A 17264-nucleotide genomic window follows, 5' to 3' on the forward strand; every position below is an offset into this window, starting at 1 on the left:
CCTCACTTCTTCTTAAAAATAGTTTGATCTGCCGCATCCATTTCTTCTCTGACAGCAGCAAGCTGTTTAAATTTTCCAGCTTGCGTCTTCACACAATTAATCAGCTTTTCTAAATCTCCCAACATTTGATTAGCAACATTCTTGCCAGCATTCATTCCTGAAATGTTACTTTGACTGAAATTGACGGTTTTCTTACTGCCAATATTGACAGATTCTACTCCTGAGGTAGCTACTTGTGCAGCTCCTATATCTGAGCTTACTCTTGCCATGTTTCTTTCTCCCTATCCTCTAAATTTATAAAATGGATCATCATCCAACAAACTTTGCTGATTGATTTGAGAAGCCGTTGAGCTTACTGCAGAACCAGAAGCTTCCGGCGCTACTTGTTTTTCTAAAACTACTGAACTTTGTTCCACTTGTTCTTCCGCTGAAACCTTCGCAGGAGTTTTGTCCATCATCTTAATCAACTGATTCAAAAATTTTTCGTCCGCCTCATCAGAATACCCCTTAAAAATCACTTTTTCAATTTGATCTGCTTCAATAGAAAAGACTTCTGTATTTGGCGTATCTCCTTCTGGATGAGGGGCAACTTTATAACGATCTAAAATGATGCCGGAGTTATCTTTCTTAATAGCTCTTGCTACAATAATACGGCTTATTTCATCATTTTTCAATTTTAAAATTGTGCCTAACGGAAGTAAGCTTACTTCATCTTTTGCCATTATTCCTCCTTATAATTGTTCTGTTGGAAATACGATATTGAAGAATTCATCATCCTTGAGTGAATGAATCACATTTCGTGCTGTCACTTCTTTCTTAATTTCCTGTGAAAGATTTTCTATAAAGTGTTGTTGACTCAAATCTCCACCGAACAAAATTTGATAGACATTTTCCTTTACAGCATTTGTTGTGCCACCATAACTATTTCCAATGCGTGTGACCGTATCTGCTACAATAATTTGGATATTTTCTTTATTAACGGTTAATAAAGAAACAATTTCATCAGGCTTCAAAAATGCTTTTTCAACAATATCTGCTAGCCCATTGATAAACACAATCAATTTTCTTCCTGTTTTTCCAGAAGATAAGGATTGGAGCGCTTCTTTAACCTCTAATGCTCGTTTATTTAATACTTCTTTGTCAAAGTAAAGCATTGCATCATCCGCAAATCTTTCCAAAAGGTTTGTACTGTCCAAAATATCAAGCTCTACATCATTATTCTGTGAAATAATCTGTCCTAAAACAAATGGTAATAAGAGCTTAGCTTGCTTCACATTTTCTGAGAAAATGCCTAAGGCTCGTCCCCTGAAAAGTTCAAAATCTTCAAGTTTTGATGTCCCTTTGTTTAATCCCAGATAGATTCTATTTTGTCTATTTCTTGGCAGATAAGTTTTGAATACTTCTTGCGTTAATTCCTCTGGCACCATCGGAATTGCATCAGGACGCTCTCCTTTCCAATTCTGATTAAGCGCATCAATCTCTTGCGACATAGTCTCTAACACTTCCATATCACTCTTACCAGTTGTGGGAAGATAGATTTGAAGCGCCACAGGGAAATCAAGTTTCATTTGTCCACGTCCAATAATCTCAGATTGTTCCAGACGCTCACGTCCAAACAAGTTAGAAATTTCATTTTCATCATTCATAAATAGTGCAATTTTCGTTTGGATATTGCTCATCATATTCATCCGAATAGCATTGAATCGGCCTGCGGTCAAAATCAGATAGACACCGACTGCTGCCCCATCTCGCAACACTTGGATTAGAATTTCGTCTATTTCATCCCGCCGTTTACTCTGTGCAAGCGCATCATAATTATCTAACAGATTGACAATAATCGGAAGTTTTTGTTTGGTCTTTTGTTGGTATTGACTAAGTGTCGCCACACCTTCTTTTTTAAAGGTTTGTTTTCGTTCAGAAAGAATCTTTCGCATTCGAGCTAACATTTTAGTAAGTTTTTCGTTTTCTTCAATTGTTACAAGATCTGCTACATGTGGTAAATCTTTAAGTGGTAACAAACCGTTATTGCCAAAATCTAGTAAGTTGAATTGAACATGATTTGGGGTATTTTGACGTGCCAAATTCATTACAATTGTTTGAAGCGTTGTTGATTTACCATAACCTGGACTAGAGAAAATCACCGTGTGACTCGCCTCTATAATATTATAAATATAAACTTCTTGAGATTGCCGACTTGGAACATCTAGCAAACCAAGAGGAATTTTTGTATTTATTTCACTACTTGTAGTAATTTTTGGCGTTACAAGTTGTGTTTCTAAATTAGGTAACCACGGTTTTGCAGGAAGTGTTAGTCCTGAATCTTCAAATATTTGTTGAATTCCTTCAATTACTGCTTCTAATTGCGTAGGCAAGTCACTCGTATCTTGACCTTGAATAATTTCTTCTCCTGGGTCATAGGCTATCTCTGTTTGCCCTAATTCTGTAACTCTATTGATACGCTCATCAACTGTTTCTGATTTTATAGCGTTTGGATCATAAGGAATTCCTGCATAACCACTTTGGAAGAGTTCATAAACTTCATTTTGTCCGACTTTAAGGTAACCACGACCCGGTTGCGTGATATGTGCTGCATCATGTGTTTTAAGGAGTTCGTTAGAATCTTGTTCACTTGCCATTTTAAGCGCAATTTTACTAGTTGAGTTTGCTTCAATCTGGTCGTTAACAACACCTGATGGTTTTTGGGTAGCGAGAATTAGATGGACACCCAATGACCGACCGATACGGGCGACAGAGGTTAACTCATCTAGAAATTCTGGAACATTTGATTTTAATTCTGCGAATTCATCAGAAACTAAAATCAGATGTGGAATTGGCTGTTCTGGATACTTCACATCAGGTTTTGGGTTTAAACGACTCTTATAGAGACTCATATAACCGTTGATATTATTTACACCAAATTTTGCAAATTCTTTCATACGTTTGTCGAGTTCTGCTTTAATTGAAGCAAGTGCGCGCGCTGTTCCTGCACCGTCTAAGTTAGTAATTGAACCCATGAAATGAGGCAAACCTGCTAGTGTATTTGCAATCCCTCCACCTTTCCAGTCAATGATAAGCATACCGATATCTTCTGGAGAGAAATTGATTGCAAGTCCAATCAAATATGTGGTTAGAAATTCTGATTTACCAGAACCTGTAGTCCCACCTACTAACGCATGGGGACCATGAACCCGCTCATGCAAATCCCAATACATATATTCTTTTTTTCCACGCCAACCAATTAATGATTTAATGGATTTATTTGGTTGTGCTTTTTCCCACCGTTCGTTGATTGACAAGTCTTCAATGGTCTTAACTTCGTATTGTTCAAGCAATGAAAGACTTTCAGGAATCGCATTTTTTTCAACTTCAACGTGTTCTAAATTTGAAAGGAGACGTAAACTCTTTTCAATATTTGATAGGGAATCATAGGGTTCAAATGTTTTAGCAACATGGACATTATTGTCATTGATGATTTCACCTGCACTTTGATTTTTATACTCAACAAGCGCTGTAACTGTTTCGGGAAGAAGTTTCTGATCTTCTTTCGCCCAAATAACAGTCACTCCCAAGTTACTCATATCTTCTGCGAGAAATTCATTAATTCCATGTCCAGCAAGATAAGAATCATCAAAAATAGTCAGGATATAATGTGGACTGAATTGAGGTTTTTCTTTTCCCGCATCTTGTAGAACTTGTTTGCGCTTATTTAAAAGTTGATAAAAACTACTTAGTACGATATCGCGTGTTTTAGCATTATGAATAAGACCGCGCATTCCTAATTCTTGTAACTTAAAGTGTGGAAGAACTCTCCATGAACCCCAATCTTTTTTATAATTTTTTTCTGGAACAAGGCTGATAAAGTTAACATCACGATAAGAATGGAAGAAAGCGACTTGGAGCAATAGATTAGAAACAGCTGTTTTGAGAACGGGGTATGTCCCAACTAATCCTAACGTTTGTGTCGCTAAATTTAACGTGGTAGGAACGGCACGCTGAGTAGAGTAATACTCTATAAGTTTCTTTACTCGCAGCGTATTCTCATCTGTGTCACGTTCATTCAAATCTGAATCAATCTTTAGATGTGAAGGTTGGTTGCCCTCTCCCAAAGAAATTTCTAAAAAATCTTTATTATTTGCCATTCGCTCATAGATACGAGAATTATAGGTACTAATCATTTCAGTTAAAGCTTCTGGTGAAGGATTTCTGAAGTTTAAAACTCTTGTTTCTTCAGTATATTTTCTCGAAATCTCCGCATTAGTATTTGTCAGATAGAAATCATAATTTTCTTTGCTATTTTTCTCTTCGACTTTTCTTTCCTTTTTCTCGTTGATGTATTGAGAAACCGTAAAAGTCGCTGTGATGATGCTCATAAATCCCATTCCTAGCATCATAAGTGGATTTCTTCCTGAGAGCACACTTGTTATACCTGTAACTGCAAGCATTCCAATGGGAGGGAGAATAGCTTTTAATATTCCATTTTTATTAGCTTTTTGTTGTGCCTCAATTTTTTGAATTTTGAATTTGTCTTCAGGGGGTTCTAAATGAACTCTGGGACTTCTTCTATACTTTGGAAAGTCTTCTGGAAATTCCATAGCTTGTGACTGTCTCAAAAAATGACGCTTTGCAAAAGTCACATGATTTGAGAAGTTGGTAATTTTCCACTGTGTCGGACGTTTTTCAAGTAAAAAATCAGGGGTTAAAATTTGAAAACCCGCTTGTATTCCTTTGATGTAATGATGCCCTTTCAATGGAACGTTATTGAAGTAGAGAAAATCTTCCTTTGCATCCACACTAAAGCTATCTTTGTGAATAACAACTTGGTTGTTTCCCTGTGTTTTGAAACTTGCAATCTCATCTGAACCAATAACGAAATGCTCGTCTTCATTAATGATAAAGAAGGTTGTTTCTGAGCTTTGTGGAGAAATCACGAAAACTTCAAGATCGTTTAGATTTTCTAACTTGGAGTATCCTTTAGGGATTGTATTTCCATTAATAAATAATTCATCGTTAAAGCTACTAAAAACTTTGTCTTGATAAGTTATAGATGGTCGATGTTCTGACAAAGTAATTGTGTGGAGCTGGCTGCTTAAAAGATAAATCACAAAAAGAGTATCGCTTGCGTCTAAGCGATTGTCTAGAAAAAGCTGCTGTTCTTTTGCTTCTTCTATAATTTCAAATCCTATATCACTCATAAACTCCCCTTATTTTCCAAGGTCTTTGGTTAGCTCTTGAATTTGTTTGTTGTATTTATCTAAGAGCTGTTGTTTTTTAGCACCGTTCATCGTTGTGTTTAATTTTGTTGCTTCATAAAGATTGGTATAAGCCAACAAAGTTAACTGCTTATCACCCAAATTCTGTGCCAAATTGAGCGCTTGGTTAAAGTCACCTCGCCCTGTATAAACCCAATAGTTCAATGTGTTATTGTCCGATTTTGTTGAAACATTATTCAAGATTGACTGTTTTTGACTCATTGATAAATCTGATAGGTTAACTGAACTGACTGCCAAAATGTAACGTGCTGATTTTGGTAATTGGTTTGGCGAATAGCTTTGTAAGTCTGTTTGAGTTTGGGCGTAATTATTTGTCAAAAAATCAGTTTGCGCTGTAATAACCGCATTCTGCTTTTGATTATTGCTGTAGTATGAATAAGTGAACCAGCCTAATACAAGCGCTAAAATGATGGCAAAAATTCCAAAATATTTAAAGAAACGATAGCGTCCTTTGGAGACATTAGTCAATTTTTGATTAACTTTTACTGTTTCTTTTTCTACTTCTTGGTTAATGAAGCTCGTAATCTCCGAGATGGTATTAAAATCATTGATTGTCTGAGTAAATTTATCGTTCACCGAACGGGTACTTGCGATAAATGCTTCAAAAGAACTTTTAGAATTGAAGATGTTAAAAATAAGAGCTTTATAAGAGTTTATAAATTCAATTGAAGTCATCTTGTTTGGTACAATTAAACCTTTTAAACCGAAGTGAACTACAAAAAGTGTCTCACCTTCAAGCATTATATTCTCAGGATGAATGAAAGGAATATCAAATTGATTTACTAAATCTGCCAGAGATGAGAGCTTTTGTGCAAGTTTTAGTTTTTCAAGACGTGATTTGGTATTTTGAATGGCCGTTGCCAAACTTTTTGAATTTTCAGGAATGGAATAAGAAAGCACCCATGATTCATTTTCTTCTTTAACATTGACATTGTCGGGAAGTTCTTTAAGGGCTTCTTCTTTAAATTGTGTGCTTGTTAATCGAACTTGAAGAATATTTTTGCTTCTTTCAAGTTCAAAATGTTCACTACCATTAGATACTTTCATTCATATACTCCTGTTTTTCTTGGATAGGAATAAGGCAGAATATGTCGCCATTTCCTATGGGTAAATCTTTGATGAGATCTGTGTCATCTATTTTTATTGGTTTATCTTTTAATTCAAGCGTCCAGTGCTTAGGAAGTCGTGCTCCTTCTAATGCTTTATGCATTAATTCTACAAGCCGACCAAAAGTTACTTCCGTAGGAATTTGGAAGTCTACTTGTTGCTCCATAAATTCAATACTGATATCAATCCGCATACTCATCGTTTTCTCCTTATACTCCTTTTTGCATTTTTTCGTCCTAATAAAACTGCTAAAAATATTAGTGGAAAAGCAATAATAAATATTATCCAATAAGCAATCGTTGTCTTGGAATGATTATCACTCTTATTTGATGAAATCACTTGTGGTTGATAATCGACAAAAAGCTGTTTTACTATCTTGGTTGTATTGGTATTATAAAGAATATTATTGGAGGTATCCGAGAAGTTAAGGGACTCCTTTTGTTTAGAGATATCATCTTTTTCTTGTGATTTAGCAACTTTTTCTATTTCTGGGGTAAAGAGTTGGCTGCGTATTGGAAAATCGCTCGCTGTTCCACCGCCATCTGAGTTTGTAATGACATTAGGATTAAGTTGAAGGCTGCCGTTATCATCCGCAAAGCTTTGAGCACTTCCTGCCAAAAGGGAGCTAAATGCAATACCAAGTATTATTAATTGTCTTTTTTTCATAGGCCTTTTAACCAAAAAGACGCCACAAAAGGTAGCGTCTAAATTGATGAATTAGAAACCGAAGCTTTGAGCGTCTTGTGCATCACGTTCGGCAACAGTATCTGCATATTTATTCAATTGTTGATTGACGCTTTCCAAAAGATTTTCGAACTGAACAACGCTTTGATGGAGTTGGTTGTATTGTTCCAAGTATGCTTGGAAAGCTTGACCTTTCCATTCTTCAGCGATTGTGTTATTCATTGAATTTACTTTTTGAATCGCTTGTTCAATTTCTTCTTTAGCTTGCACATAAACTTGTGCTTGGCTCTTTAGCTCTTCTGGGGTTACTGAAATTTGTGCCATAATAATTTCTCCTTTTGGATGATATATATTTATATTGTGTTACCATTATTACTGAGCCCACGTGGATTTGTGGACAATTCCCCTATGTTTGGGATGATAAATTAACTTTCAATGATTATAAAATTAGAAAGCGCTTATCTTATATTTTCAATTTTATCATCTTTAGAATAAGCTGTCAAGAAATTGTAGACATTATTTAATCTATGAAACACAAAAATTGAGATTTAGTTGTCTTTTTACATGATTTTCACAGTTTTACTGTAGTGTAGCTGATGTTTTATGTTTTCATTCTCATAATTTTCTCGTTTGTTAAGCGATGTAACAAAAGAAAAGACCCGATACGTTTTTGTGCCTTTAGAAACAAATCGTTAATGAATTATGCTGTGTTTTTTGCTGATAAATTCAGAGCAAATTGGTGTTCTACTCTTCTAATAAAGGAGTGTAGAAGAAAATATTTTGGTGATATTCATGCTATAATTGGAGAATGAATTTAGATAAAAAATTAGCAGTTATATCAGATTTTCACATGGATATTAATCAATTTTCAAGGGATGAGCTAGATATTTTTCTGTCAGTACTGACAGAACTAGGGATTACTGATATACATTTTGCTGGAGATATTTCTAATGCGTTTCATTCATTGACTGTTCCCTTTTTGAGACAATTGGCTACTGACAGAAATCTGTCAGTGACGTATAATCTTGGAAATCATGATATGGTTGGCTTGTCAGAAAAAGAAATTTCCGAGCATGATTTTCAGGTAAAAATGTTTGGTAAAACTGCTTTTGTGAGTTTTCACGGATGGTATGATTATTCATTTCTTACAGGTGATTTTGATGTCAAAAAGGTGGTTGCTTTTAAAAATTCTTTTTATTTTGATCGAAAGATTAGACGAGCATTTGATGATATAAAAACAACTGGACTGATACTGACAAAACTCGAAAATTTGCTGACAGAGTTGTCAGCGCGATCTGATGTGGAGAGAATTATTGTCAGTACACACTTTGTTCCTCATCAGCATTTTATTATCAACACGCGTTATGAAAAATTTGCCAGATTCAATGCTTATCTGGGTTCACAGCATTTTCATGAAATTTTTTTGAAATTTCCTAAAGTGTCGGATGTCATCTTTGGACACATTCATCATCGAATGACGGCTGTCAGTACTGACAACATCAATTATCATGCCCGTCCGCTTGGCTATACTTATGAATGGAAAATGGTCAGTCAATTTTTGAAGCTTTACTCACAGTATCAAATTCCTGAGATTTGGCATTTGCGTAAGCGTTATCAGGCAATTAAAGATTTACCTGAATGGAAAGAATTTCGTAGGCAACATCTTGCTGATGAATTTTTGTCAGCACTGACTGTATTTGATTTTTGATAAGAAGCTTGACAAACACAATCAAAATTCTATAATGATAGAATGAAATCTTTTATCGGTGGTTTAATTTGGCGACTTATTGCCTTTTGTCTTGCAATGTATGTTCTTTTGCATCCTACTTTGATTGCTTTTCTTTATGCAAATAATCCTCATTTCGACGTTCAGCGCGGTGGAAAGTTAGGAATTTTTATTACTTTTTTGCTTGTTGCTACTTATTTTGGGCGTGACATTATCCTCATAATTCAAGATAAATTTTTGACGAGTCGTAAAAATTCTTCTGACAACCAGTGATGTCAGGCTTTACAAGCGGAAGATTTTTCTGTGACATTCTGAACTTACAATTTTCTCAAAAATATGATAAAATAATAAACGAGAACTTTGAATTGAGAAAGTTGGTACAGCTCCTTGAAAATACCAAAAGAAGGCGACTTTATCACGATTCAAAGCTATAAACATGATGGGAGCCTGCATCGCACTTGGCGCGATACAATGGTTCTGAAAACAAATGAAAATTCAATTATTGGGGTGAATGACCACACGCTCGTGACCGAGAGCGACGACCGCCGTTGGGTGACACGTGAGCCTGCGATTGTTTATTTCCACAAAAAGTTTTGGTTTAACATCATTGCTATGATTCGTGAGGAAGGCGTCAGCTACTACTGCAATCTAGCGAGTCCCTTCGTCCTTGATAACGAAGCGCTGAAATATATTGATTACGACCTTGATGTGAAAGTCTTCAAAGACGGTGAGAAAAAACTGCTCGACGTTGAAGAATATGAACGTCACCGTCGTCAAATGCGCTATCCAAAGGAAATTGATTATGTTTTAAAAGAAAATGTGAAAATTCTTGTTGACTGGATTAACAATGAAAAAGGACCATTTTCTAAGGAATATGTTGAGATTTGGTATGATCGTTATCATCAGTTAAAAAAATAACTCTGTCAGTACTGACAGAGTTATTTTTATTTACTTTTTTGCTCTATTCTCTCTCTTGCCTGCCTGCGATAACCTAAAGTATAAAAGCCCGCAACAAAAATTGCTCCTCCGATAATATTACCAGCATAAACAAAGATAAAATTACGACCAAAATCAAGCCAAGTCGCTCCATGTTCAAAAATAGCAGCTGGAATAACAAATGCATTTGCTACGCTATGCTGAAAACCAATTGCGACAAAAGCCATAATCGGAAACCAAACTGCCAAAAGTTTTCCTGCTGCATCTTTTGCCCCATAACACATCCACATTGCGATACCGACAAACCAGTTACAACCTATGCCAGAGAGAATTTCTTGATACCAGCTTGCACCAATTTTTCCTTGTGCCAGCCTAAAAAGTTCTTCTCGAAAAACTCCACTACTTGTCAATCCAACCAAGTGTCCGAAAACGAAAGCAACAAAAATTGCCCCAAGAACATTAAAAATTGTGATGACCAACCAATTTTTTATTAAATCAGCAAATCTGACTTTTTTAGCGAAAAATGATGTTGAAACTGCAGTCATATTTGACGTGATCAATTCTCCACCACCTAACAAGATGACAATCAATCCAATGGGGAAAACACTTGCTCCAATTAGGCTTGCAAGACTACCCAAAGGTTCAGCCACACTCGCCACAGCCCGAATGTAAAGCAAATAACCAAAGGAAATCATTGCTCCACCAATAAAACCAAGCACTGCTTTTTCTAAAAACGGTCGCTTCACTTTTTCCTGTCCGTGGTGAATAGTTGCTGACAGAATTTCTGCCGGATTCATCATGATAAAATTTCTCCTGAAAATATAATTTATAAAAACAACTTGTTTATTCTATCACAAAATTTATTGAAATGCTCAGAAATACTGTAAAAGCACGATTATACAACGCTTTGTCGCTTATGATACTCCTTCTTTATCCTTACTTTACAAAATCACAAGTGGATAAAAAATCAAAAATCTGTCAGAGTACTGACAGATTTTTATTCCGTATCTCATTTCAGAACCTTGGCACTACTAACCACCAATCAAATCACGTCTGCGGTAACCAACAAAACCAAGCACAATCATCAGCACTGACAGAATCAAAATTACTGACACATTGCCCCAATCCATCTTATCAACAGGAAGTTTTGGGATATAATCGTAAATACTCAATTTTTCAATCCATTGAGGTAAATCAAGAATATGTCCAAGATAACTCATAAAGAGTAAGAAACCAAGATAGACCCAAATTGCGCCTGAAGCTCGTGGAATAAAAGCCACAAGTAAACTTAGAAGTGCGACAACAAATACAATTCCGACAATCCAAATCATCCCAGGTTTCATTACATCAGCAAAACTTAAAGCATTTTTATTTCCTAACTGCTCAACATAAATACCAAGCACAGCCAAAAATTGCGCGACAACACTTCCTATAATTGCAGTCAATACATAGGTCAGATAAACTTTCAACCTAGAAATCGGTAAAGCATAAAGTTGTTCTTGACGATTCTTCCGTTCCTCAGCAGTCATCCGAGAGAGTAAAATCACTGCAAAAGCAGACACCAAAATAGACAAAATAGAAAACAAAGTAACCATAAAGTTTCCAGTAATCGCATCTGTCGCTGTTGCATTTCCTATAAAAATCTGCTTAACCAGCTCATTGCCACTGATAAATTGGTCCATTTGTCCAAACATTGAACCATAGACCAACCCTAAAACAAAGACAGCTAATAGCCAACCAATAATCATCTTTTTTTGCAAGCTTAACACCAAACCAGGTAAACTGAGCAGCGTTCTTTTAGCATGAGCACGTCCGCGTCCTTCAGGCAAATAACCAGCGTTCACATCCCGTTTAATTTCGAGTACATAGGCAACTATCAGCATCAGTATCGAAAAGACAAGAGCAAGTCCGACTCCAAGCCAAGATTCGTGACCTGCTGCATAAGGAAATCCAAGATAACCCCATGAAAGTGGATTAAACCACCCAGCTTGAGGTGCGGCTACATCTGTTCCCATTCGTATCACATAAAGAAGTCCTAGAAAACCAAAAGTTGTTCCTTTAGCACCACCAGCCTCTGGAAAAATCTGAGCAAAGAACAACGCAATCATTCCCCACATCAGCCCTTGTGCTGATGTGCTACTCGCGAACAACAAATTACTCGAAAGATTGTTCAAACCATCGACATTTTGCGCTTGAATAGAGAATGCGAGCAAAAGTGCCATCACAATGTGCAACAACACAAGCTCAATCACAACTGCTGTTGTATTTGCTAATTTACCAATAGAAAATGAGCGAAAAAGCTCTGCTATCCCATCATCTTCTTCCTTACGTGTTCGATTGACCACATAGATGATTGAGATAATGGCAAAAGTAATCGCCGTAATCAAAGTCATCGTTTGTCCAAAGATAGGTCCTAAGGTGTAAGCACTTGGATTTTTAATTGGTGTTGCACCAAAAAGTCCCAACATCGCTGGATTCTTTACAAACATGGTATACATTGTTGCTGCTGTTGCTGGGCTTGAAGCAACTTCCATCTTGCCTGCACCAGATGCCGCAAATGCTAACATCCCTAGCACCCAAAATATTAATTTTAGCCAATCACGTTTTAGGAGTGATTTGAACATCGCCCCCGTTTTATAAAGCGGTTTATTCATTATATTCATCTCCCAACTTTTTATTCATAGTGACGCATAAATAAGTCTTCAAGCGTTGGTGGCATAGATTCAAGTTTTTTCACACCATATTGTGTAATCGTTGATAATATTTCATCTACTTTATCACTATCAGCTTGGAAACTTGCTTTTGTACCATCAATTTTTAAATCATGAACAGAGCTAAGGGTTTCAAGGCCTGTCGGAACTTGCCCTGTTTCAATCTTATATTGATAACGCGTTAAATGTCGCAAATCCTCAAGGCTTCCAGTTTCTACGATTTCACCTTTACGGATGACTGCAACACGGTCTGCCAGCTTTTCAACTTCAGACAAGATATGACTTGATAAAAGAATCGCTTTCCCTGCAGCTTTAAGCCTTCCAACTTCTTCCTGGAAAATAGCCTCCATCAATGGATCAAGTCCAGAAGTTGGTTCGTCAAATATATATAGTTCAGCATCACTTGAGAGCGCTGCAATAAGTGCAATCTTTTGTCGATTTCCTTTAGAGTAAGATCGAGCTTTTTTCTTTGGATCTAACTCAAATTTTTTAATTAATTCATCTCGTTTAATCGCATTTCCTTTACCATGAAGCTTCAAGAAAAGATCAATAATCTCTCCTCCTGATAGATTGGGCCAGAGATAAACATCACCTGGAACATAAGCAATTTGCTTATGAATCTCAATAGCATCTGTCCAAACATCTTTTCCAAATATTTTGGCTGAGCCACCATTTGCACGGATAATACCAAGCAAAGTCCTAATCGTCGTTGATTTACCAGCACCGTTAGGTCCGATGTAGCCGAGTACTTCTCCAGCATTGACATCAAAACTTACGTCTTTGAGCGCTTGAAACTTACCAAAGTTTTTTTGAAGCCCTTTTACTTCGACTACTTTTACCATAATTAAGTCCTCCATAAGGATAATTTCATTGTTTATAAAGTAATTTATGAACTAAACTTAACTTTATAGTTCATATTGTACTCTTTTCCTTGAATTAGTTCAACAAAAAAGCTATAATTTTTTATAGAAAATAGATTTGTCAGTACTGACAGCTTTTTGTCAGTAAGATTGGAAAGGTTTTCCTCATGAACCAAACAGAAAAAAAGAAAAAAGCCATTTTAGACACGACTTTTACATTGTTGAATGAAAAAGAAATTAAAGAAATTACTGTTGATGAAATTGCTCAAAAAGCAGTAGTATCAAAGGTTACATTATTTAAGTATTATAAAAATAAAAATCATTTGATGAATATTGTCATTATGCACGCTTTTGAAAATATGGCGGCACAAGTTGAAAAAATCATTCAAAGTAATCTGAACTTTGAAGAAACTTATGAGGGTATCACCCAGATGAAACTGAAACAGCTTGAGCATTATTCTCCGATATTTTCTCAAAATTTGATGACACAATACTCTGAAAGTCCTGATTTTTTTGATACCGATGCAGTCACAGTGCAGATGAAAATTTATGATAAACTTTTTCAAAAAGGACAGGATGAAGGTAAAATTTCAAAAGACTTCACCAAAGATGATTTCCTATTTCTTGTCAATATCTTCATCTCAGGAATGAAAGGTTTATCCGCAGATTATCTGTTTCAAAAAACTGGGATACTTACTCGATTTTTCATTAATGGACTGAAATAGTTCTCCATTAATGCTTACGTGCTAAGGCACCAACCTTGATAAACCAAAAGAAAAAATGGGATTTTCCCATTTTTTTCTACCTGTCAGTATTGACAAAAACCAATCAGTATGCTGACAGCCTCAAATTTATCATATTTTTGAAAATAAATGTATCATAGATGTAGCACTTAGTTCGTATAAACTTCTGAATTTTTAAGTTCTTTCGCAACCTCAACAAGTCTGCGTAAGCGATGATTGACTCCTGATTTTCCAAGTGGTGGATCTAAAAGTTCTCCCAACTCTTTAAGCGTAGCTTCTGGATTTTCAAGACGTAATTTAGCAACGACGGTAAGTTGTGGTGGAAGTTGTTCAAGCTCTTTTTTTTCGTTTAAAAAATGAATGGCTTCAATCACTTCTTGGCTTGCTGCAACTGACTTAGCAATATTTGCATTTTCAAAATTAGATTGACGGTTCGCGAGGCCTCGCATTTCTCGAATCATTTTAGCATCCTCAAATTTAAGACGTGCCTGCATTGCTCCAATTAATGTTAGGAAATCCATGATTTCTTCTGCTTTAGAAAGGTATAAAATCCAGCGATTTTTTCGTTCAATGACTCTAGCATTTAGCTCAAATTTCCTAAAAATCTCCTGTAGGTCTTCCGCGTGTTCTTGATAAACATTAGAAATAGAGAGCTGATACTCACCTTTTTCTGGATTATGAAGACTTCCAGAAGATAAAAAAGCTCCCCGTAAATAGTCACGACTCATCAGATTATCATTTTTTACAAAATCAGGAACACCATTATCCAGCATCAACGCCTCTGCAAGACTCAATTCATCAAGAAGATCGGTGGCACCATCTTCAATAAAGACAGTATAAACTCTATTTTTTGACAAAGTTGTTTTTTGGTGGACACGAATTTCTGCACGAATTTCATAAAGTTCAAGCAGCATTTGATAAATATATTTAGCAGTCCCCGCATTTTCGGTTGCAATAGATAAAGTCAAACCACCAGAAATACCAACCGAACCATTCATCCGTACAAGAGCTAAAAGAGTGCCAGTCGTTGCAAAATTGCGGGTTAACTCTTTTTTGACATCACTTGTAAAACTCATTTTTTAACCCTTTTCATTCATTTTTGTTATTGTGAAATCAACTCGCTTTACTTTTAATGACGAACCTATCTCTACTTTGCTACACCGTAAGCAGTTGAGTGTATATCAAAGCTCAATTCGATAAAAAAGTAGAGTAGAGTTATCTTCATTGTCACTGACAGAAGTTTTTGAAAGCATTGTCAATTCTGTCAGTATACTGATAGAAAAAATTTGAACTGACGGTTCATCAATCTATTATTTGCTGCTGAGAAATAGCAATAATTTCTTGCGCTACTGCCTCACCATCATGAAATGCCCCGCCATCACGAAGTTCCAAAAAATTATTTGATACGATATTAACTTTTTCGGCCCTGAGTGATTCAAAATCATGTTCAACCTGAACAAGATACTCGTCAAATTTATTCGTATTCATATACTCTTCTGGTACTTTTTCAATATTTACAAGTACAGTATCAATGACATTTGTCCCTAAATGTTCATGCAACACGCGCACATGATCTGCATCAGTAAAATACTCCGTTTCACCACGTTGTGTCATAATATTGCATACATAGATGATTTTTGCTTTCGTTTTCCAAAGCGCCTCACAGATTTCAGGGATAACGATATTTGGCAAGATAGACGTAAAAAGTGAACCAGGTCCCAGTACGATTGTATCTGCTTCCATGATAGACTTTACAACATTTCTTGAAGCAACAGGTGTATTTCCCGTTGCAGTCTCAGTTAGATAAACATGGTCAATCAATCCTTTATGACCAGCAATATGACTCTCACCAGCAACTTCATAACCATCCTTAAAAACAGCGTGCAAAGTCAATGCTGCATCCGACGAAGGATATATTTTACCATCAACATGGAAAAATTTCGCTAATGATTGAATGGCCCGATAAGTTGAGCCTTGCATTTCAGAAATAGCAGCAATAATCAAATTGCCCAACGGATGCCCCGCAAGCTCCCCATCTGCCTCATTAAAGCGATATTGTAAAATATCGGCATAAAATTTTGGCATATCAGACATTGCAATCAAAACATTTCGTAAATCACCCGGTGGTGCAATACTTACAGCCGAGCGAATTCGCCCAGATGATCCCCCATCATCTGCTACTGTCACAATCGCTGTTAAATCAACTTTTTCTTTTCTCAACGCTCTCAGAACGACAGGAATACCAGTGCCGCCCCCAATCACAACTATTTTGGGCTTACTCATGAACGATTTACCGTTTCCTTCCTGCGGTCTTTGTCACGATGGCTTGTATTCAAATGCCAGTGCTCTTGAAGAGTTTTTGATACTCGCTCTGCAAAAGCTACAGAGCGATGTTGGCCGCCCGTACATCCAAACGCAATTGTTAGAACAGATTTTCCTTCTTTTTGATAAGCAGGCAAGATTGGAACCAGCATCTTCATAAGATTTTGATAAAATTCTTCTGATTGCGGATGATTCATGACATAGTCATAAACCTCTTCATCTGTTCCATTTTTATCACGAAGTGTTGGAATATAATGAGGATTAGGTAAGAAACGGACATCAAAAACCAAATCTGCATCTAATGGAAGACCATATTTAAAGCCAAAAGACATTACCTCAATCCGAAAAGTTGAAGCAACACTCATTGAAAATTGTTGCAAAATTTTAGAACGTAAATTACGAGGTGTCAATTCACTCGTATCAATAACCACTTCCGCTAAATTTTTCAAATCACTCAAAATTTCACGTTCTTTGGTAATCCCATCCAAAGTTCTACCGTCAATAGCCAGCGGATGACTCCGTCTGGTTTCTTTATAGCGTGAAACAAGCTCTGAATCATTTGCATCCAAAAACAATAGTTTAAAATTAATTTGTGAATTGTCTGAAAGCTCTGTCACGATACTATATAAGTGGTCAAAAAAGCTTCTCGAACGCATATCAACAACCATTGCAACTTTGTCAATTTTATTGTCAGGTGTATTCAATAATTCAACAAATTTTTCAATTAAAGTCGGAGGCATATTATCAACTGTAAAATATCCCATATCCTCAAACGACTGGATTGCCACAGTTTTACCAGCTCCTGACATCCCTGTAATGATAACAACATTAAGTTCTTTACTCATTTTATTAGGTTCCTCTCATTTTTGTCATTGAAATGACTATCTCTCGTCTTGAAAAACATC

The 17264-nt window shown here is 36.2% G+C and carries 17 protein-coding genes; 4 read left to right on the plus strand and 13 right to left on the minus strand.

The genetic code is table 11. The features are described 5' to 3' along the window. Positions 1-2: 2 nt before the first annotated feature. Genes D7I46_RS04810 through D7I46_RS04840 form a run of 7 tightly spaced genes read right to left on the minus strand, consistent with a single transcriptional unit; the run spans position 3 to position 7385 of the window. On the minus strand, positions 3-269 hold the full coding sequence (locus D7I46_RS04810) for a hypothetical protein (protein WP_120771856.1): 267 nt from the start codon (positions 267-269) through the stop codon (positions 3-5). A gap of 12 nt (positions 270-281) precedes the next feature. Continuing rightward, a complete protein-coding gene (locus tag D7I46_RS04815) occupies positions 282-722 on the minus strand; it encodes a DUF4176 domain-containing protein (protein ID WP_120771857.1) in 441 nt (146 codons plus the stop codon). A gap of 9 nt (positions 723-731) precedes the next feature. Then, positions 732-5192 (minus strand): type VII secretion protein EssC, encoded by a 4461-nt coding sequence (gene essC / locus D7I46_RS04820; protein ID WP_120771858.1) that lies wholly within the window; start codon positions 5190-5192, stop codon positions 732-734. A 9-nt stretch (positions 5193-5201) separates the two neighbouring features. After that, positions 5202-6317: a type VII secretion protein EssB gene (gene essB / locus D7I46_RS04825; RefSeq protein ID WP_120771859.1), complete on the minus strand. Its 1116-nt coding sequence runs from the start codon at positions 6315-6317 to the stop codon at positions 5202-5204. Then, complete coding sequence (locus D7I46_RS04830; protein WP_120771860.1) at positions 6304-6576, minus strand: EsaB/YukD family protein; 273 nt, start codon at positions 6574-6576, stop codon at positions 6304-6306. The genes essB and D7I46_RS04830 overlap by 14 nt, the downstream gene beginning before the upstream one ends. Further along, entirely contained in the window at positions 6573-7043 is a 471-nt protein-coding gene (essA, locus tag D7I46_RS04835) for a type VII secretion protein EssA (protein WP_120771861.1), read from the minus strand. Before essA ends, D7I46_RS04830 begins: the two co-directional genes overlap by 4 nt. 51 nt (positions 7044-7094) lie before the next feature. Next, positions 7095-7385 carry a WXG100 family type VII secretion target gene (locus tag D7I46_RS04840; RefSeq protein ID WP_120771862.1) on the minus strand — a complete coding sequence of 97 codons (291 nt, stop codon included), beginning with the start codon at positions 7383-7385 and terminating at the stop codon, positions 7095-7097. 484 nt (positions 7386-7869) lie between these two features. Between D7I46_RS04840 and D7I46_RS04845 the strand changes: the two genes are divergently transcribed. From D7I46_RS04845 to ntdP, 3 genes are all read left to right on the plus strand, one after another. Then, the gene (locus D7I46_RS04845) at positions 7870-8769 is read left to right on the plus strand and encodes a metallophosphoesterase (protein ID WP_120771863.1); all 900 of its coding nucleotides are present in this window, start codon (positions 7870-7872) and stop codon (positions 8767-8769) included. 42 nt (positions 8770-8811) lie between these two features. Next, on the plus strand, positions 8812-9060 hold the full coding sequence (locus D7I46_RS04850) for a hypothetical protein (RefSeq protein WP_120771864.1): 249 nt from the start codon (positions 8812-8814) through the stop codon (positions 9058-9060). Positions 9061-9174: 114 nt separating this feature from the next. Then, positions 9175-9705 carry a nucleoside tri-diphosphate phosphatase gene (ntdP, locus tag D7I46_RS04855; protein ID WP_120771865.1) on the plus strand — a complete coding sequence of 177 codons (531 nt, stop codon included), beginning with the start codon at positions 9175-9177 and terminating at the stop codon, positions 9703-9705. 26 nt (positions 9706-9731) lie between these two features. Here ntdP and D7I46_RS04860 read toward each other — a convergent pair whose 3' ends face one another. From D7I46_RS04860 to D7I46_RS04870, 3 genes are all read right to left on the minus strand, one after another. Further along, positions 9732-10523 carry a formate/nitrite transporter family protein gene (locus tag D7I46_RS04860; RefSeq protein ID WP_120771866.1) on the minus strand — a complete coding sequence of 264 codons (792 nt, stop codon included), beginning with the start codon at positions 10521-10523 and terminating at the stop codon, positions 9732-9734. Between the two features lie 231 nt (positions 10524-10754). After that, a complete protein-coding gene (locus D7I46_RS04865) occupies positions 10755-12377 on the minus strand; it encodes an ABC transporter permease (RefSeq protein WP_120771867.1) in 1623 nt (540 codons plus the stop codon). A gap of 20 nt (positions 12378-12397) precedes the next feature. Next, the gene (locus tag D7I46_RS04870; protein WP_120771868.1) at positions 12398-13276 is read right to left on the minus strand and encodes an ABC transporter ATP-binding protein; all 879 of its coding nucleotides are present in this window, start codon (positions 13274-13276) and stop codon (positions 12398-12400) included. A 185-nt stretch (positions 13277-13461) separates the two neighbouring features. Between D7I46_RS04870 and D7I46_RS04875 the strand changes: the two genes are divergently transcribed. Continuing rightward, positions 13462-14019, plus strand: a complete 558-nt coding sequence (locus D7I46_RS04875; protein ID WP_120771869.1) for a TetR/AcrR family transcriptional regulator — start codon at positions 13462-13464, stop codon at positions 14017-14019. A 167-nt stretch (positions 14020-14186) separates the two neighbouring features. On the opposite strand, the gene whiA is transcribed toward D7I46_RS04875, so the two are convergent. From whiA to rapZ, 3 genes are all read right to left on the minus strand, one after another. Next, positions 14187-15113: a DNA-binding protein WhiA gene (gene whiA / locus D7I46_RS04880; protein WP_120771870.1), complete on the minus strand. Its 927-nt coding sequence runs from the start codon at positions 15111-15113 to the stop codon at positions 14187-14189. Between the two features lie 226 nt (positions 15114-15339). Then, positions 15340-16320 carry a gluconeogenesis factor YvcK family protein gene (locus tag D7I46_RS04885; RefSeq protein WP_120771871.1) on the minus strand — a complete coding sequence of 327 codons (981 nt, stop codon included), beginning with the start codon at positions 16318-16320 and terminating at the stop codon, positions 15340-15342. Continuing rightward, positions 16317-17204 (minus strand): RNase adapter RapZ, encoded by an 888-nt coding sequence (gene rapZ / locus D7I46_RS04890; protein ID WP_120771872.1) that lies wholly within the window; start codon positions 17202-17204, stop codon positions 16317-16319. Before rapZ ends, D7I46_RS04885 begins: the two co-directional genes overlap by 4 nt. Positions 17205-17264: the final 60 nt, after the last annotated feature.

The sequence above is a fragment of the Lactococcus allomyrinae genome (genome assembly GCF_003627095.1).
In the GTDB taxonomy this organism is placed as follows: Bacteria; Bacillota; Bacilli; order Lactobacillales; family Streptococcaceae; genus Lactococcus; species Lactococcus allomyrinae.